Annotated in this window: 17 protein-coding genes, 2 tRNA genes and 1 other RNA gene; 7 read left to right on the top strand and 13 right to left on the bottom strand. The window is 49.0% G+C overall.

All coding sequences use genetic code 11. The features are described 5' to 3' along the window. Positions 1 to 201: 201 nt before the first annotated feature. Positions 202 to 329 (bottom strand) — tRNA-Trp (locus HS1genome_RS11590). An 83-nt stretch (positions 330 to 412) separates the two neighbouring features. Between HS1genome_RS11590 and ffs the strand changes: the two genes are divergently transcribed. From ffs to HS1genome_RS11560, 6 genes are all read left to right on the top strand, one after another. Next, an RNA gene (gene ffs / locus HS1genome_RS11585) (signal recognition particle sRNA) lies at positions 413 to 721 on the top strand. A 666-nt stretch (positions 722 to 1,387) separates the two neighbouring features. Continuing rightward, positions 1,388 to 2,866, top strand: coding sequence for a lysine--tRNA ligase (lysS, locus tag HS1genome_RS11580; RefSeq protein WP_126451432.1), 1,479 nt, complete (start codon positions 1,388 to 1,390; stop codon positions 2,864 to 2,866). Positions 2,867 to 2,899: 33 nt separating this feature from the next. After that, positions 2,900 to 3,244 (top strand): hypothetical protein, encoded by a 345-nt coding sequence (locus HS1genome_RS11575; protein ID WP_126451188.1) that lies wholly within the window; start codon positions 2,900 to 2,902, stop codon positions 3,242 to 3,244. A gap of 40 nt (positions 3,245 to 3,284) precedes the next feature. Next, on the top strand, positions 3,285 to 3,566 hold the full coding sequence (locus HS1genome_RS11570) for a 4a-hydroxytetrahydrobiopterin dehydratase (protein ID WP_126451187.1): 282 nt from the start codon (positions 3,285 to 3,287) through the stop codon (positions 3,564 to 3,566). A gap of 230 nt (positions 3,567 to 3,796) precedes the next feature. Further along, the gene (locus tag HS1genome_RS11565; protein ID WP_126451186.1) at positions 3,797 to 7,624 is read left to right on the top strand and encodes a protease pro-enzyme activation domain-containing protein; all 3,828 of its coding nucleotides are present in this window, start codon (positions 3,797 to 3,799) and stop codon (positions 7,622 to 7,624) included. Next, positions 7,621 to 9,357 carry a peptide-N4-asparagine amidase gene (locus HS1genome_RS11560; protein WP_229768272.1) on the top strand — a complete coding sequence of 579 codons (1,737 nt, stop codon included), beginning with the start codon at positions 7,621 to 7,623 and terminating at the stop codon, positions 9,355 to 9,357. Before HS1genome_RS11565 ends, HS1genome_RS11560 begins: the two co-directional genes overlap by 4 nt. An 81-nt stretch (positions 9,358 to 9,438) precedes the next feature. Here the strand turns inward: HS1genome_RS11560 and HS1genome_RS11555 are convergent, their stop codons facing one another. The 12 genes from HS1genome_RS11555 to HS1genome_RS11500 form a co-directional block, all read right to left on the bottom strand. Further along, a complete protein-coding gene (locus HS1genome_RS11555) occupies positions 9,439 to 10,428 on the bottom strand; it encodes an acyl-CoA thioesterase (protein WP_126451185.1) in 990 nt (329 codons plus the stop codon). Between the two features lie 636 nt (positions 10,429 to 11,064). Beyond that, positions 11,065 to 11,139 (bottom strand) — tRNA-Arg (locus HS1genome_RS11550). 33 nt (positions 11,140 to 11,172) lie between these two features. Next, positions 11,173 to 11,502 (bottom strand): transcription factor S, encoded by a 330-nt coding sequence (locus tag HS1genome_RS11545; RefSeq protein ID WP_126451184.1) that lies wholly within the window; start codon positions 11,500 to 11,502, stop codon positions 11,173 to 11,175. 31 nt (positions 11,503 to 11,533) lie between these two features. After that, positions 11,534 to 11,788, bottom strand: a complete 255-nt coding sequence (locus tag HS1genome_RS11540; protein WP_126451183.1) for a hypothetical protein — start codon at positions 11,786 to 11,788, stop codon at positions 11,534 to 11,536. Beyond that, on the bottom strand, positions 11,785 to 12,057 hold the full coding sequence (locus tag HS1genome_RS11535) for a DNA-directed RNA polymerase subunit L (RefSeq protein ID WP_126451182.1): 273 nt from the start codon (positions 12,055 to 12,057) through the stop codon (positions 11,785 to 11,787). The genes HS1genome_RS11540 and HS1genome_RS11535 overlap by 4 nt, the downstream gene beginning before the upstream one ends. Beyond that, positions 12,041 to 12,616 (bottom strand): exosome complex RNA-binding protein Csl4, encoded by a 576-nt coding sequence (locus HS1genome_RS11530; RefSeq protein ID WP_126451181.1) that lies wholly within the window; start codon positions 12,614 to 12,616, stop codon positions 12,041 to 12,043. Before HS1genome_RS11530 ends, HS1genome_RS11535 begins: the two co-directional genes overlap by 17 nt. Positions 12,617 to 12,620: 4 nt before the next feature. Continuing rightward, positions 12,621 to 13,619: a diphthamide biosynthesis enzyme Dph2 gene (dph2, locus tag HS1genome_RS11525; protein WP_126451180.1), complete on the bottom strand. Its 999-nt coding sequence runs from the start codon at positions 13,617 to 13,619 to the stop codon at positions 12,621 to 12,623. 13 nt (positions 13,620 to 13,632) lie between these two features. Next, a complete protein-coding gene (locus HS1genome_RS11520) occupies positions 13,633 to 14,145 on the bottom strand; it encodes a 50S ribosomal protein L16 (protein ID WP_126451179.1) in 513 nt (170 codons plus the stop codon). A 34-nt stretch (positions 14,146 to 14,179) separates the two neighbouring features. Further along, positions 14,180 to 14,473, bottom strand: a complete 294-nt coding sequence (locus HS1genome_RS11515) for a KEOPS complex subunit Pcc1 (protein WP_268243624.1) — start codon at positions 14,471 to 14,473, stop codon at positions 14,180 to 14,182. A 2-nt stretch (positions 14,474 to 14,475) separates the two neighbouring features. Next, positions 14,476 to 15,450, bottom strand: a complete 975-nt coding sequence (locus HS1genome_RS11510) for an SSO0295 family DNA-binding domain-containing protein (RefSeq protein ID WP_126451177.1) — start codon at positions 15,448 to 15,450, stop codon at positions 14,476 to 14,478. 3 nt (positions 15,451 to 15,453) lie between these two features. Continuing rightward, a complete protein-coding gene (locus HS1genome_RS11505; RefSeq protein ID WP_126451176.1) occupies positions 15,454 to 16,380 on the bottom strand; it encodes a hypothetical protein in 927 nt (308 codons plus the stop codon). A gap of 17 nt (positions 16,381 to 16,397) precedes the next feature. Then, positions 16,398 to 17,333, bottom strand: coding sequence for a HesA/MoeB/ThiF family protein (locus HS1genome_RS11500; protein WP_126451175.1), 936 nt, complete (start codon positions 17,331 to 17,333; stop codon positions 16,398 to 16,400). A gap of 379 nt (positions 17,334 to 17,712) precedes the next feature. Between HS1genome_RS11500 and HS1genome_RS11495 the strand changes: the two genes are divergently transcribed. Then, positions 17,713 to 18,135, top strand: a complete 423-nt coding sequence (locus HS1genome_RS11495) for a CoA-binding protein (RefSeq protein ID WP_126451174.1) — start codon at positions 17,713 to 17,715, stop codon at positions 18,133 to 18,135. Position 18,136 lies beyond the last annotated feature (1 nt).

Genomic DNA, 18,136 nt, shown 5'->3' with positions numbered 1-18,136 from the left:
ATGGTCTAGAGTGGGGAAGAAGTGAGAATATCCTTTCTCCGCCTACCCGTAAGTTCCATATGAGTGCCCTGGTGAAATCCATGCCATAATTTTTGTCCAGATAGAGAAAAGCCTATCCATAGCCTAGAAAGAAGATATCATGGTTTCTCTGAGAGGACAGTGAGGTATAGAAATCGAAGTAGTGAGAATCTATAATTGTAATGGGCCCGACGGGATTTGAACCCGCGACCACTGGGTCTCTCCTTTTCCAGATACCTATCATCCCTTTCGGTCTACAGACCCAATGCATATCTGGAGCCCAGCGCTCCGCCTGGCTGAGCTACGGGCCCATTATAGGTCATCAAGTTCAGTATTGAGGGCTTCAGCTCTGCTAAAAAGCTTAACTTATATAGCGGCTCTTTGATGAAGAGTCGGGTCGGGAAGGGTGGGGGGTCTCGCCAGCTCCTGTAACCCGCTTGGCGTAAAGCGGGCACCAGTAACTCCTCACCTATGGGGTTCGCCTCGAATAGTCCCCAGCGTAGCTATGAGGGTCGCCCAGTGGGGCTCGACGGCTGTGGAACTCCCTCCGAAGGGAGGGAAGTTACCACACTTACTGGGGGAACCGGCCAGGCCCGGAAGGGAGCAACCGTACCTGGACGTCGGCGTTCACTGGTCTTACGACCTGAGGCGAGTTGGGAATAAGGCTGTTCGGGGTAGTCCTATGGGTGAGGAGGGCCGGCCCTTCATATGACTGTTAAGAACGAGGCCAAGACCTGAACAGAGACTCGGTGAATCATCACGTCCTCAGGAGCATCACGACAGTCGATACAAAATCACTTGCTATCTAAACTTCCTAATTGGCATTACTTGTTCGAACATCAGATGAGAAAAATCCATTAATCTTCGAATTTATGAGTTCTTTAAAAGATTGATCCATCAAGAGATTATATAGAAAGTATATAACATTATAAAAATATTTTATTTATACTTTATAATTAATTGAAGGTCACGTTCTAGGTTACAAAAGACTGACTGAAGGATTCTCCCTTAAAGGCGGGGACGGCCATCCATTTGTTCAAGAAATTCATTTTCAACGGAGTCAGCGTTTCTTCCTGGGTCCCTGACTGTCTGTCAAGTCAGGAGGAGCATCAATCATGGAGCCAGCAAACGAGTCCTCATTATGCTTGGGATATCTCCTCACTCGCCCATCCAACCAAGATGAAGTCCAGAACCGGCCGTGGGAACCACCTCCAGGAGGAATGCCAAACTGCGGCGAGGACACCCTATTTCTTGTTAAATAGTTCCCAAAATAATGGCCGTCATCTACCCAGGCAAGGTATGCGAGCGATTTTCTTGCGTCGTTGGAAGCGTTTAAAATGCTAAGCCTTCAGAGTGTTTGGAGGTCAAAGTGAACTGGGATGAGAGAAGACTGAAGATCCTCGAGGAGCTGAAGGCACAAGGAGTTGATCCTTATCCCCCAAAGTTTCAGCTAACTCATACGATAAAAGAGCTAAGAGAACTAGCCTCCAAGTTTCCAGAGAAGTCTAGAGAACCCTTCGTAAATGACGTATCCACAGCTGGGAGGATAGCTAACGTCAGAGTTCACGGTAAGGCGAGTTTCATCGACATATTCGATGATGGAGAGAGGATTCAGCTTTACCTTAGGGTCAATGAACTCGGTCAAAAGTACGAGTGGACGCTGAAATACGTAGACAGGGGAGACATAGTGGGAGTGAGAGGGGACCTATTTTACACTATGAAGAACGAGCTGACTCTCCTAGTTAGAGACTTGAAACTTCTGACGAAGGCGCTATTGGATCCACCAGACTGGTCCTCGCTGGGAGTGGAGTTCAGATATGCTCACCGTTACGTGGACTTCCTATACAACGCATCAGCTAGAAAAGCTATGGAACTGAGGTTCAGGCTGATCGCTGAGATTAGGGATTTCCTTAAAGCCGCCGGCTTCATTGAAGTTGACACCCCGATCCTCCAACCCGTTTACGGAGGAGCTCTAGCAAGACCCTTCAAGTCTCACGTGAATTACTTAAACGAGGACTGGTACCTTAGGATATCTCTAGAGTTGTACCTGAAGAGGCTAGTTGTGGGTGGCTTCGACAAGGTGTTCGAGATAGGAAAGGTCTTCAGAAACGAAGACATAGACGTCACTCACAATCCAGAGTTCACACTATTGGAGCTCTATTGGGCGTACGCCGACTATAACGACATAATGAGGCTTACCGAGGAGATGATAAGGACCGTTCTAAAGAAAATAACAGGGGAGCACATTATAACAGCACCAGTCAGTAAGGCTCAGTTAGATTTGGACGCCAGTTTCAGGAAAGTGACGATGTATGAAGCTCTCTCGGAGCAATTAGGGGTTAATGTTGAGTCCTTGAGCGATGAGCAGTTGAAAGAGATTGTCAATAAGAACGGACTTGTACCAAGAGGAGGAATGTATTTGAGAGGTCTAATGATAGAGAAGCTCTTCGATAAGTTCGTTACTCCAAAGTTGGTCGAGCCGACTTTCGTGCTGGATTACCCTATTGAAACAACACCCCTCTGCAAGCCTCACAGATCTAAGCCAGGGCTGGTAGAGAGGTTTGAGCTATTCGTGGACGGCGTGGAGGTGGCCAACGCATACTCAGAGCTCAACGACCCTGTTCTACAGGCCAAGCTATTTCAGGACGAGCAAGAGATGATGCGACGAGGGGATGTGGAGGCACATCCGTACGACAAGGACTTCATAAGGGCGTTAAGTTACGGTATGCCACCTACCGGGGGATTGGGTGTCGGGATAGACAGGTTAGTCATGCTGGCCACGGGCAACATGTCAATAAAGGAGGTTATTCCTTTCCCCATGGTCAGCTCACGCACCATTAACGAATAAGTCTATTTTAATGCGCAGTGTTATTTGGGACCTATGGCTGATCACGCAAGCCGTCTTAAGTACGCCAGATCCCTGTTCCCTACTTTAGAACTATTTGACAGAGCACTCAGGGCTGCGCAGGCGAGAGATCTAGATGAAGGTCTGAAAAACCTGAGGGAAGCCCTTCAGTCCATTGTAGGTGTGAGTTCCGAGAATTTCGAGGAGTTGGGAGACAAATTACTGCGGCGGTATGGTGATAACGATTACACTCAGGACATAAAGAGCACCCTAATCACCTTGGGGGATTTAGTTCGGGAACAGTCCCTCACCCACACTCAGTTAGAGTGCGCAATAAACCTTGTGAGGCGTAGGTTAGAGGAGCTGGACCTACTCGACTAGTTCAGAAACAGTAAAAACCCATCCCGACAGCTATGTGTGCATGGAAAAGCTCTCTGACCAAGAAGTAAGGGCTAGGCTCTCTAACCTCCCTGGCTGGGCCCTTGTTAACGGCAAGTTGAGGAAGGAGTTCACATTTAGCGACTTTGACGGATCCGTCGAGTTCATCAGAAAGGTGGCGCCAATAGCCGACTCGATGGATCATCATCCTGACGTCTGTGTGTACTACAATAAGGTAATAGTTGAGCTCTACACCCACGACGCAGGAGGACTGACCGACTTGGACTTTCGGTTGGCCGAGAGATTGAATTCGTTGGGTTCTTAAATAGAACGGTTATCTTATTGCACCCCAGTAAAGTTTTAGGTAAATGACGGAAGATGGTAAACGACCGGTAAACTACACGTCCAACCCTCTAAGGAGGGAGTTGGGATTAGTGGTGGGAGCATCGTCAACTAAACTCTCTACCAACTGCACAGGCAAAGTTTCATTACCAGTTTAGCGAAAACTATGTGAGAAAGAGATTTACACTAGTGAGCGCACTATAGTGAACTCAGATGAAACGAGAAGCGGGTTTGGTCATATTTGTTCTCTTTCTTCTTTCCATGTCTTACCCATGGATACCCAACATCGTTGTGGCACAATACGTGGGTCCAGAGCTGAGTGGAAACGTGACAGCTTCCCTACCGCTGGACGTTCCGGTAACTTTATCTATCTTTATTCCACCTAGGCATTACTCCCTACTTCTCATTTACGCTCAGGAAGTGTCTCAGAAGCAGGCCCCACCGCTGAATCGTTCTCAGGTCCTCAAGGAGTTCTCTCCACCTGCCTCCATGTTCAGTTCGATTCTGAACTACTTGGAGGCTAACGGCTTCACTGTAGTTTACCAGAGTCCTGACCGGTTCTCCCTAATGGTCGAGGCCCCAGCGCGAGTAGTGGAGAGCCTATTCCAGACAAGATTAGAGTTATATGATAGAGCAGGTGAGTTGTACTACGCACCTTCATCTCCACCTCAGGTTCCAGGCCCCCTTCAGGGAACGATAATAGTAGGACTAGATAACTACAGCGAGATAAGACCTCAGTTAATCGTGTTGGGCAAAATTCAGAAAGGGTTGATCTCGAGGGTTGACTTACCCAACTCGATGCCGCTAGCCTTCCCGATAGCCGCTGACGTTTACACGCCACAAGATCTGCAAGGTGCTTATAACGTTACTCCCATCATATCTCCAACTGAACGTAATGTAACAGTCGCTGTGATAGATGCGTATGGAGATCCCTTACTTCTTCAAGATGTACAGGCCTTCGATCAGAGGTTCCACCTCCCTCCAACCAACATAACTGTCATCCCCATAGGGCCTTATCACCCAGTTTTAGGCTACATCTTTGGTTGGGACGTTGAGACCGCTCTAGACGTAGAGGCAGTGCATTCCATGGCGCCTTACGCACACATAGACGTGGTGGTTGCTTCCAACGCCGGCAATGCCCTTTATCAGGCAATAGATTACGTGGTGAGCGCTGATCTAGCCGACGTAGTGTCCATGAGTTGGGGAATTCCAGAGAACTTGTTCGGAATGACAGGATTTTATACCACGTTTCCATCCTACACCTTGAACTACCCCTACGCCAACTTCTACTTCGCCCTGGGCTCCGCCGAAGGGATCACCTTCCTAGCTGCCTCCGGGGACGAGGGGGCAACTGGGGGAACCCCGGTGGCCTACGGGGGTGCCCTCTTCCCCGCCTCCTCCCCCTTCGTCACCTCCGTGGGAGGGACCGCGCTCTACGTGAACGTCACGTCCGGCTACCTGTGGGCCCTCAACAGCACCGCCACCTACGGCTACGAGACGGCCTGGAGCGTGGACCCGCTCTACGGGCAGGACGTCTCCACTGGAGGAGGCCCGTCCACCCTCTTCCCCGGGGTGACCGTTCCCACCGTCTCGGCCGACGCCGACCCCTACACCGGCCTCGCTGTGGTGGCGGAGGGACAGCTCCTCGCCGTCGGCGGGACCAGCCTGGCCGCCCCCACCTGGGCCGGGGTGGTGGCGGACCTGGACTCCAGGCTCGGCCCACTCGGGGACCTGAACGGGGTGCTCCCCCTCGTCAGGGGTGCCCTCCACAACGTCACCTTCGGCTTCAACGGCCTCTACGGCCCGGGGCCAGGCACCACCGGCCTGGGCACACCTGACGGCGGCCTCCTCCTCTCCCTCCTCTCCTCCCTCAGGCCCGGGCTCTCCATCTCCGTCTCCACCGACGGCACTCCTTGGTACCTCCAGGGCTCGGCCGTACAGGTGACGGCCTACGTCACCTACGACGGCACCCCCGTCACCTCCGGTCACTTCCAGGCCTACTTCTCTGACGGTCGTGGCTACACCCTGAGGGTTCCACTACTGTTCAACTCAACTGACCTGGAGTGGACTTCCTCATTCACGATTCCTCTCAACGCCTCTCCTGGCATGTGGAGGTTGACGGTCAACGGAACCTACAATAATCTAAGTGGCTCTGGAATACAGTACGTAGAAGTAGGTGCTGGCGTTACAATTGTATATCCGGTTCCCTACCCTTACGGACCTCCTCTCGAAGTGAACCAACCTTTCCAAGTCGTAGCCTACGAGATGTACCCAAACGGGACTCCGATCGATAACTCCACTCTAATTGCGCATTTAGTTAGACAAGGAAGAACTGTGTTGAACGTGACTCTCCTACCGATAGGCCAGGGATTGTATGAAGGAGAAGGGTTACTGCCCTCTACGGACCCACAGGGTTCCTACTTGTTCTTCGTTAATAATTCCCTCGGTGGGGCGTACACCTACGTTTACTTCGGACTTCAAATGCTGGCTTACATTCTCACACCAGTGAACGGAGCGATGGCTTCTGCGTCCCCTGGAGAGACTATCACCTTGCTTGCTGCGGCATACCAACCTAGCGGATTAGGTTTGTTCACTTCTAATATCACTGCGTACTTCTATTCTTCCTCAGGAAAGTTAGTAGCAGCGGTTCCCATGTTCCTTGCTCCCGACGTAACCCAATTCGGAGTCTTCAATCTCTTTGGATACCACGAGGCCAACTTCACTGTGCCGGGTAACTTTACACCTGGGTTCTACACAGTGGAGTTCGTGGCAGAGGCCAATACCTCTACAGGTGAACTGCTAGGGCTCTACAACCTCTCATTCTACGTCTCCACAGAGGCCCTCAACTATCAAGTCCACGTTGACCCCCTAGTCTATGAAGGAGAGACCATCGACGTGAGAGTCTCCATCACTTACTCCAATGGAACGCCTGTCCAGTACGGTACTTTCTCTGCCATCCTGTTGCCTAGGGAGCTGAGCTATGAAACCCCACTAATTAGCGGAGAAGTGGAGGTACCGTTACAGTACAATAGCACTACAAAGCTATGGAATGGGGAGTATGTCATTCCCTCCATTCTCAATGAGGGTCCGTATCAAGGATTGTCCGTTTCCTCGCTGTCGGGAGTGTGGCAGGTGGTAATCTCAGGTTCCACACCGTTGGGGGCAAACCTAGTGACACCAGGAGAAGAGTTCAACGTCATGCCTTACACCTACATAGGACCACAAACTATTTCCTCCCTCAACGAGAGCAACGTACCTCTAGCTTACCCGTTAACTGGCGGCATCTCCATGAGTGACGTTTACATACCGTCTCTAGATGTGAACGGTATCAACGTAACCCTGAACGACGTAGTTGTCGGGAAGTTAGAGGCACGTAACTCCACCGTCACTGTAGTCTCCTCTTTGCTCTCCTCCGTGAAACTGATCGGGTCCGAGTTGTTGATGTTCGACTCCAAGATATCCAATTCTGAGGTCGGAATAACTGCACTAAACTCCACAGTCCAACTTTATTCCTCCACCCTCTCTAACCTATCTTACGCCTTCAATCAAAGCAACAGCGAGATCCAAGAGCATGGAACTTCTTTCGTCCACGTTTCGAATCTATCTACTCTGCCTCCTCCGACAATAAGGCCGGCTGAGTTTAATCTGACCTCTCCCACATCTTACGTCAACTTCAGTGTTCTTGGTCCTCAAGTCAGGGTCCTCTCTGTAATGCTAGATGGGGTTCCAATCCCATTTGAGGCTTCTAGGCGAGCCGATGGAGTTCAGCTCACTGTGCCCTTTAACGCAACGATCGAACCCGACGGGGAGTACATCCTTCAGGTTGTGGCCTCGAACGGTGTCCAGTACTACCTCAACTTCACCCTGTTCAACTCGTTCCATCAAGTCCGTACTGCTGTGCAGATAAGTTCCATCTTCGGTGGTCTCTCCGATCTAAGCTCGAAGATAGGGTTCACAGACGCTCTCCTTTACTTAACGTTAGTGCTGGCAGTAGTGGGATTGATCGTGGCCTCTGTCTCCACCTTGAGGAGGCGGGAATGATGAGGTGGCTCGTACTATTGATCTTCGTAGTTTTAACTGCAGCCCCCGCTGTTCCTGCGTCCTTTTCTCATTCCTACACTCCGCGGCTCTTCTTCAACGTCACAGCCTCTTCCAGTGTCCTCCGTTACGACCCTATGTACTACTCCTTCGAAGCTTACGGGCTGCATCCTCCTAACGTTACTCCCATCGAGGTGGTAATAGCCAGGAACGCCGCAGTGACTAACACAGGATTGGCCCCTATTATAAGGAAGGTGCACATTCCGGCTGGAAACTACTCGATGGTTTTGCTTAACGTCTCAGTGAGGGAGACCGACGGGGCCCAGTTCGATAGAGCAGCCTACGTCTTCGCGAACGGAGTACCAGTGTTCTGGGGTTCAACTCAAGAGATATTGAACTCCACTGCTGAGGCCGACCTGACACTCTTCGAGAACCTACTGAAGGGGAACGTTACCTTCCAGATCGTGATCCCAAACTATATAGACAAGTCAATTAATATTACTGGTATATACGAAGTCAACGCTACCCTTTACCTTTATCCCGGAGCTAAGCCGGAAGGACTTCCAAACGATTTCATTCCACTCTTTGTGAACAGCATGAACTACTCCTACGTCGTTCTGAATCCCTCTCGTCCCTCCTACTCTCAAAACATCACCATTCCCAACGGCACTTACAGGGACCTCCTCCTTCTCTACGAAGAAGGAGGAGGACTAGACGAGTTCTGGTACACCAACGAGCCAGCCACAAGGAGCATTGTAGTTAGGTATGACTCCCTTATAGCTGGCGTTCTTAACCCTTTTGAGACCATCTACACCGGGGGGATCGACCTGTTCGCTTGGAGGCCCGTAACATCTATAAACACCCTGTCCTTCCATTCCAGCTACTTCATTGAACTCACACCGCTCCTAGCGTTAAGCCTCCATCCCACCCTTTCAGTGAGTGTGACCAACCTGAGGGAGGCCAGTAGCCTAAGCGGTTCTAACGCCTTCGATTGGGACCTCGCCGGCGTGCTGCTGCTTTGGAACAACCCCTCAAATCCCATGATCAGCGCTAAACTGACTAAGTATGGTTCCAGCTTCATGGACTCGGCTCCCATATTTCAAGGGAGCTTCTCAGGAACATACTATCAAGAGGACGGGCACTATGTGATCGAGTATGGAGCAATACTCAGGTTCTTGCACGGGGAAGAAACTAGTTTCGTGAGACAGTGGGGAAGTTTTCAGGCGTTTCAACAGTTCAACAATTACTTCCAATACGCCGAGCTCGATGAGTCCTTCCACGAGGTCTCCTCTAATAGAGGTATCATCAATGCTAGCTTGAACTACGCAATCTCGTACCCCATAAGGATGGACTTCGTTGCCTTCTCTACCCCTATAACTTCGCCAACTGCAATTCCCTTCAACGTCTCGTACCTACAGAACGGGAGTATAGATCTCTCCCTTAGCTACTTCAGTCAGTATGTCATCGATGGATACAACTTCACCGTATCTATGAAAGAGAACGAGAGCGTAGTAGGGGGCTTCTCTGGTGTACTAGAGGTGATAAACCAGTACGGTGGGGCCGTATTAGTTTCTCTCACCTCAAATAACGCCATGACAACCAAGGCTCTGACTGCACTGAACCTACTTAACGGACAGGGATATAAACAATCATTCCTCGCCATTGGTCTACAGAATAGCACCACAAACACCTCGGGCTACTTGATTTTATATCATAATAATTATAATATAATATAACTTTTAAAATAGTTTTACTTATCCAAGTTCTCTGCTTGATTAAGATACTTATAGATAGCTTGAAATTGAAACCGTCTTCACTTAATTGGAAGGCATAATGAAGACTCCCTTCTCGATTATCTCCTTCACCTCCTCTAGTCTCCTCCTTCTCTGCTCACTTCTCTGCTTCCCCTCTTCCCATCTCTTCTTTTCATCCTCTGTTTTCGGGACGTATTGTGGAACTGGGGCCGGCCTAGCGTCTGAGCCTAGATGGACGAATGTATAGTAGCTAGTAGTGGCGTGATGTCTCCTGCCGGTGTACGGATCCTCGCAGATCACCTTTATTCCGATCTCCATTGAGGTCTTCCCCACGTAGTTCAGTGCCGTCGTTACCTCTACAATATCGCCAACCCTCATGGGCCAGTAGAAGCTCATGTTGTCGACATTTCCAGTTACTACTACCCCTTGGGCGAACCTCGACGCCACCACATCTGAAAGTTCGTCCAATATCTTCAGGAGTCTTCCTCCGAACATCGCGTTCCCGTAAACCGTGTCGGAAGAGAGGACGATCCTGTAAGACGTTACCTTCCACTCTGAGTCTGGCGCCAGCGGAGTAACCTCCTCAGCTTTGGCCCTTCTGTCTGCTACTTTAGCCCTCCTCTCTAGCCATCTATTCTTGGCGGCCTCATATAGGGCTTCATCCCTCCCAGGCTCAACCTTGGTCGCTACCTCACGTGGCTCTCCACGTGGACTCACGGCCACGAAAACCATGTAGGATAGAGTAGCAGTTGAGAAGTTACTACTGTTCTTTCCAGCCTCCGCCAACACTCCCACCTCCATTGACGACTTGCCTACATACTCCACCCATGCCTTAATTCTAACCATGTCGCCTACATGTACTGGTCTTATGAAGAAGACGTCGTCTAGGAAGGCTAGCACGACCTCCCCCCTAGCCACTCTCGATGCTGTTAAAGTGCCAGCATTGACTAACCAATCCATCATATGTCCTCCGTGAAGGATACCTAGAGGATTAGCGTCTGCTGGATTCACTAAATGGTAAGATTCCACCAAGGTTTCCCTTATTGTGGGCATACCTTCACGTTATCTCTAACCTTTAATCAATTTTGCCAGACCCCGCTAAAGTTGTGGGAAAGATCGACAATGGAATCCAAGGCCGTCACTTCTCGCTTTAGGCACACTCCTTCGTTTTTAGTCCCAACTCGAGGAGCAAGGGTTTACAAGTCAATGAAAGCTCCGCCCTTTAGGGCGGGAACGACGATTTATATATCACTATTTATGTACGATCTTATTGAAGCTAATGACGTTCCTCCAGACTCGACGAAACTGAGGAAGGATCAACCCCCAATCCTACCTTTTGACAGAATCAGATGAAATCGATGAAGGTTCCTTCGTTAATTTCGAATGGAGTGGGTCATCTGGGCCACCTACTGTCCACCAAACTAGACCCGAACTGATGGCGGGAACGACGAAACTCCTGGAGGAAAGACTTTCAGGGCAAGGAGGAAGCTAAAGATTTGACTAAGAAATTGGTTCCTCGAGAATTCAGCTCTCTGGTCTGTAGTTAGGTAGTATTATAGGTCGTTTTTATTAATTTTAAATCAATTAATTACATTAATTCGTCAAGTCTCGGATAATGTTATTGTGGGTGTGTCTAGGCTAATCGTAAGCCGTGAAGTGAAAAGCTCCCTACCCCAGAACCTAAATTCACGGACCCGGGGGGATTCGAACCCCCGACCACTGGCTTAGAAGGCCAGCGCTCTGTCCTGGCTGAGCTACGGGTCCACTACAGCTACTATTTAGGGGGTCTTTAACGTTTTACTCATATTCCCTCCATACCTTACCGCACTTAGTGCACTTGTAGAATCTTGTGATAGGTTCATCAGCGCTCCTAGTCTGAAGCATCCAGTAGAAGGCCTCATCTCCACCACAGCTTGGACAGATTATTCCCTTCATTTTTTGGCTTCCCGCGGGCACCTGCTCATCTAATACCAACATCTTTTCTTTATCGTCATGTCTGACTCTAGTCACTATGGTGAGGCTCTGAGTTGCTTCTTCCTCGTAACCACACTTGGGGCATCTGTACGTGGTTCGGCCGTCTACCTTCTTTGGGCTCATCATTGTCTTACATTTTGGGCAGAACTTCATAACTACACACCGATAGAACTACACTTCGAGTTCAATAGTTTTTTAGTTTTTCCTTCAGTCCTTCGGCTATCCTAACACAGCGTTCTATCAGCTCTCCAGAATATTCCCTTCCCAAACCGAAATTGGAATAACTGATCTCCTTGGTTACTCCACTTTCCTCCAGTTTAGAAAGAACGTCCGCCTTCGAAACTCCGATGAAGAATGCCTCCAAGAAAAACCCTCTAAATACGCAGAGGAAGAAAGTACTCCCCTCTACTAGAATCCCAACCCTGGTGCCTCTCTTCAAATTTCTTCTACGTCTCTTTGAAATTTCTTACTCAGCTCAATACCCTTCTCTATGGCCTTTTCTAAGGCAACCTTTGGTTCTATCTCTCCATCTGTCAGGATCTTGATCACTATCTTCTCCACGAGTGGATGCGGCAGGGAGTATGACGCTATCTTCACGTGGTCTTCCTTAAGTAGGAGGTCAACTAGTAGCGAACCCAGAGTGTGTTCCTCTCCTTCTATTTCCACTTCCGCGTAGTTTATTCCAGTCTTCTTAACCTTGACTTCCATGCCTCCTCACCATACCAAAGCTTGATAGTTTCCTCGTTTCCACCTGACCACACTTTGTGCATTTGACGTGGTCATCATCTATTCTCTTCATAATACTGCCGCATTGAGAACAGTATGCGAGGATAACGCCGAACTCCTTAGCCTTTATACTTAGTGGGACAGGCACAACAGTTGACATAGGCCTAGCCCTTATAACATCACCAGTTCTCACACCTTGAGTTATTTGGTCCACATGCTTTTGATAGACCTGAGAAGCATGAAGAACTCCAGAGAAAGGTCTAACGAAACGGGTGTCATCAGCCGCCACTATGTAGACTTGGGCCTGATCTTCGCTTACCGACATAACTATGCCAAGGAGAGACTTTGCCTTCCTCAGGACCTGGATGTAGTTCCTTTTGAAGCATATGACGTTCACCTTTCTGTTTATCATGTCGTAGAACGTCCTTCCCACTACGCCGGCGTAGACGGCCCCTTCTTTCTCATATGTCCCGTCTCCTGGCATGAACTCCTCTATGGTCGACAAGTAGGTGCCAGGAAGCACAACGTTTCCTTGGTCCATATACTCACCACGGGAATATGTAGGGTTCCATCTTACCGGTTATTATCATCTTCGCCTCGCCCGGGGTCAACACGGGCTTCTCGAAGTCGTAGAAGTCGTCAGTTGGGAGCCTCGGGCACGACGTTACCACATATGCGTCTATGTAGCTTCTGTCGAAGTTTCTTATACTCTCCTTTGTGAGGTACTTCGACGTGAACGTAAACGTCCTCATCCCTCTCTTCTCGAGGCTGCTCACTAGGTATTTCACCATGAGTGGCCTATTCTGTCCAACTTTAAGCCCCTGGATTACTACCCATGTGGTGCCCTCCATGGCCTTGTACATTTTCGAGTATCGGACCTTCAGTACTTTCCACACCTCTTCCGTTACGTCCTTCACGGTTCCCGTGTAGGGGTCGAGGTTCAAGGTGGGTTTACCGGTGGCCAATCCGAGTCCAAGCGAATGGAACTCTCCACCTGAGACGTTGATGTATACGTCAGCATTCACAGTAGTTGCGGCCTTATAGTCACAGCCCCACACCTGCCCATCGTACATGAACGGATTTGACGGTTTGCCTATTTTCACCTCATACTCGCTCCTCAAATAATTTGCAACCTCCTTTAGCACGTCGCTGTGCTGCACCGTGGAAGTTAGTGAGATAGTTCTAGCCTCCCTCCTTCTTATAGCTGTCCTGAGTTCGTTTAATTCCTCTGGTGTCACAGTAAGGGTGCTCTTGGCGTCAACGAATAGCGTAGGGAATTTGGGGTAGTACCAGGTGTAGGGAGTGTGTCCAAAGTGAACTATCAGGTCTACGTTAAGTAACCTGGCCTCGTCTTCCGCTATATCGCAGGACCCAAAACTCGGCTCGCCTGAGGTCAAGAACTCCACTTCGGGAAGTAATTCACCTAACCTCCGAACTACCTCGGTGGAGAGCGGCTTTAGGCCGTCTGGAAACTGAAGCAACACTCTCTTGGCTTTTCTACTCCTTATTTCCTCCTTAAGTCTCTGCTCTTCTAAAATATACATCCAGAATCATCTTTCACTTCACTTTTACGACGTCTATCCTACTTCTCAGAGGCATCTTCATTGCGGCTATGGTTAGAGCCTCCTTTGCTGCCTCTAGATGCTGCTTCTTCACTTTAAGGATAATTATGGGCTCCTCCAGTTTTTCTATTCTTGCAGCAGTTCCTATTGGCTTTCCAAAGGAAAGTCTCATGCCATCCTGTAATCTGTCTGCCCCTGCGAACGCCATCATCTTGTTCTCCCTTATTATGTGGTGCGGATACTTCAGCACCCAAAGGAAGAAGTCTGTCTCATTGCCAACCTTGGATGCCATGGTCTTCAGAGTTATGGTCCTCATGGCCTCTAACGCGTTATGTCTTATCTGCCCCTTTTGTACTGTGACCAATCTGACTTCGTAGTCGTAGTCACCGTGGGGAGAGCCGCTGGTGAACTTAGTTATTTTAGGCATGGGAAATCCGGGAATGTACTCTCTCCTCGTATATGGTGGGCCAGAGAACTTCCTATAGCATCTCCCTGGTCTAAGCGGCATAGGTTCTTCCCGCCACCTATACCTTTAAAACTTTCTAATCACTTTCCTCTCCCTCAATGTCCTCCTCTTGCTTCTCCGCTCTCTTCTTCAACTCGTTGGTCTCCTCCCCTAGTGTTTCCTCAATTACTTTCACATGTTCTAAAATTTCATCTGCAGTGTTCCTACATGTGAGGAGTGCCTTTGATCTTCCTTCACATCTGAGAAACACTCTCAATCTCTCACTATCGTAACTTATTTTAATTACCATCCCAGCTGGTAAGTCAACGTTGTCTACCTCCAAGCTTCGTCCTATCTCGGCCCCATGCGTCGTTAAGAAGTCGATTTCCAACTCTACGATCGTCTTACCCTCACCAGCCCCTCTCCTTCGAACTCTAGGAAATACCTACTACTGAAAAGTCCAGACGGAGTCTCCAACAGGACCTGCTCCCCCTTCTCTGGACAAGCAACTTCTGCAAATAGCGGAGACCTTAATCCCGTCTTCACTACCAACGTTCCTCCTTCTTTCCTACATTCTAACTGGAACCCCCCTACTAGTTCCCTCCTATACCTAGAGATCAAATACCTTGAGTATCCAGAGACATGGACAATCCTGAAAGGAACGGTGGACCCCTCCACGTCGAAGAAGTAGAGAAGTCCCAATCCGAGCTCCATTACGTCCTTTTCATTCACGAAGATCCTTGTTGATATCAGTTGTTCGTTCGTGAACTGTGAGAGCTTCTCGACTAATCTCTTCAACCGTTCCTCAGATAAGTCCCTCAGATAAGTCGTCTCGTCTCCTCCCACTTCCTTCACCAGTTTCAGAGACGCTTCTCTATTTCCTGAAATAGACATCAGTAAGGGGTTCACACTCATGAGTATGGAAGAGTAGAGTGGAATGTCGTTGTAGGCAGGAAGTCTGAGCCCCTTCTCGACTTTAACTCCGCCTTTCTCCATCCCCCTTACAATTTTCAGCTCCCACTGTGTAGCTTCCCTCCTTTCTATCATCCAAGAGGCGCTGAATGCTGCAAGTTGGGCCTCGACGTCCTCGAATGAAACTGGAACCAGAGAGCTAAAGGAAGATCTCCCTATGTCGTATACCGTCCCAGAGATCATTATCGTCTTTCTCTCACCCTTCCTAAGGATGACGTCTCCTTCTGTTCCTCGCCAAGAGATCGAGGTGCGCTTCACTAGTTTCGACACCAGGAAACTGAACGTCATTGCATCGGGATCGTAAGGGATAGATAGCTTCACCAACTCAACGTTCTTCAAATGGGATATGGCCTCCCTCGCTTGCTCCTCCTGGGTGGGAGCGATGAAGTTCTCCATGTGCTACTTTTCGATCTCCTTAGCTACTCTTTTAAGTTCATTCAAATTGACCTCATGTAGAAAGAGGAAGCCACTCGCCACACATAGAGTTTCTATGACAACAACTTGAACTACAGAGCCGGCAGGAAGGGCCAAACTCAGGGAGATCTCCGGTATCCCAACAGCACTGGCTGGAATGGGAACAAGTCCAGAGACGAAGTAGAGGAAGCCAGTGAACAGGGCGGCTTTGGCCGAGTTTGTGTAGTACCAGAAGGGCACAACATTTACCGTCCATCCAAGGCTGCTGAGGGCTAACAACGTTCCGAAGTACTTCAATTTAGCGATGGGTTTTGTGAAATTCCCCTTAACCGTCTCGTATATACTTGAAATAAGTCGTTTGTAAGGCATGAACTGTATTGCCTTGGCCTCCAACCAGTTAACCTGGGAGTTAGTCTGGAAGTAGGCGAATACTGTAAGCCATCCTCCTATATTTGCCAATGCTATGAGCAAGAAAGGAATGTAGAGCGGAACCCTATCCAATGCAAAGAACAGTGCAGTGAACATTACACACATACCCATTACATCGTAAAACGCCTCAGACAGGGAAGTCGTGAGAGCGTCTTGTAGTCTCACTCCATCCCTTGTGTACCTGAGGGCTCTCGATAGATCAGGTCCTATCCATCCTGGAACCACGAGTCCTACTGCGTTCCCAGTCAGTCTAGCCTTAAATGTAGAAGTGAACCGAAGGCTAGTTCCGCTCACCATCTTCGTTATAACTAGGTCTCTAGTGCTCAGTGTGGCTACTTGGCCCAAGTAGGCAGCGAAGAAGGATAGCAGAACGAGTGGTCTTATCCCTTCTATCGTAGCAATGATATTGAGGCGGGTCACTAGAGAGTAGACGATGATAAAGAAAGGAATAAGGGCGGCCGATAGTATTACCCTCTTATCCACTATAGGGCATTACGTCCTCAGTGTATTTGAAGTTTGTTGAAACAGGTGGAACCGTAGCATATTATTTTGCCTGCGGGTGAGGCGAACACCTTAACCTCGTCCTTAACGAAAGTTGGAACTTCATTCTTAGGTTCAGAAACCCTTGTAATTCCACAATGTTGGGGATTAAAGTTGTTGCCGAGGTAATTGAAGAGGCCCAAGGAACAAGCCTGGCATTTCGGGTTCTTGGAGATGGGTACGGTCCTGATCTCGAGGTTTTTGCCGTCTATGTAAGTCAGACCAACTCCCTCAATTCCCCTTAGATAATTGAGGAAAAGCTGAACTTCGAGACTGGCCACTAGACCTATTATAGGTCCCGTAGTCCCAATTACCTCGCAAGACCCAATACCCTGCTCCCCTTCCACGAAGCATGAGAGGCATGCCGTCCTGTGTGGGACTATTAAATATGCTGTTCCGTACTCTCCCTCTACTCCACCGTAGACCAAAGGCCTACCTAGCTGTACTGCGGCGTCATTCAAGATCAACCTGGAATACATGGAGTCCAGCCCATCAAATACGAAGTCAACGGTTTTTACGAACTTCAGAACGTTAGACTGATCAATCATATCGACGAAAGGCTTTATGCTCACTTCGCTATTGATCTCTGTTGCCCTTCTAGCACACACTTTGGCCTTGGGCGATCCAACGTCTTCCTCCTTGAAGAGGGAGGTTCTGTGCAGATTACTGAGTTCAACGATATCTGGGTCAACTACTAAAACTTCTCTTACCCCCATTCTCACTAGAAGCTCGAGCACATGAGAGCCAGTAGCTCCACATCCTGCCACGAGGATACTAATTTCTCTCAACTTCTCCTGAGTCTCCAGTCCTAGTGCCAGTACCTGTCTACTATACCTCTCCACAACTTTCACAAGGCTTGCTTGAAAATTAACTTGTTTGTAATCTACGTTCTCCATCTCCCCAATTGCACTTACCTTAGCTGAGGTTGAGGTGGCGGAAAGCCCCCAGCTGGGATGGATAGTCTCCCTTATTTAATATATGGTTTTTAGATATTTTTCAGCAATACCAACGACGTCTCTCCACCAACTCCACTGGGGCCTCAACGGGACTTAGGGAGAGAGACGAACAACATTCTTCCTTATTCCCTCCTCAAGAGATTTGGAGCTCAGCGACGAAAGTCCCCTTTTCACGTGGAAGAGTTCCCCCCCCCCCACCGCTCACCGGAGACGCGATCCCGAACCGACGGTGGTAACCACGACACCTTTGCAGTAGAACCCCTTCCAGGGCGGAGAGAGATCGGTTATAGTTAAATAGTCGGCTTTCTTGACCTACTTTATGGTAGGCGACGATGAGATCCGGAGAATTTTTGAGACTTACAAGACTATAGCTACGATTGGATTCTCAAAGGATCCAGCCAAACCATCACATTATGTTCCTAAGTTCCTTATAGAGAGAGGGTATGAGGTAATACCCGTTAATCCCACAGTTAATGAAATATTGGGGAGAAGAAGCTACTCCAAGCTATCGGAGGTACCCTTAAACATAGATATTGTCCAAGTGTTCAGACCTTCACCTGAATTGAGAGGCATTGTAAACGAAGCGATTTCGAGAAGACGAGAAAGAGGGGACGTTAAAGTGATTTGGGCGCAGGAAGGTATAAGGGACGACGAGGCCGCCAAGGAAGCCAAGGAAGTTGGTTTTACGTTTATTCAAGATCGATGTATGTATAAAGAGTATGTAAGATTAATAGGAGTTTAGG

Origin of the sequence: Sulfodiicoccus acidiphilus (assembly GCF_003967175.1) — an archaeon.
GTDB lineage: Archaea > Thermoproteota > Thermoprotei_A > Sulfolobales > Sulfolobaceae > Sulfodiicoccus > Sulfodiicoccus acidiphilus.
Note: the sequence above shows the minus strand (reverse complement) of the source record. Positions and strands in the feature narration are given on the sequence as shown.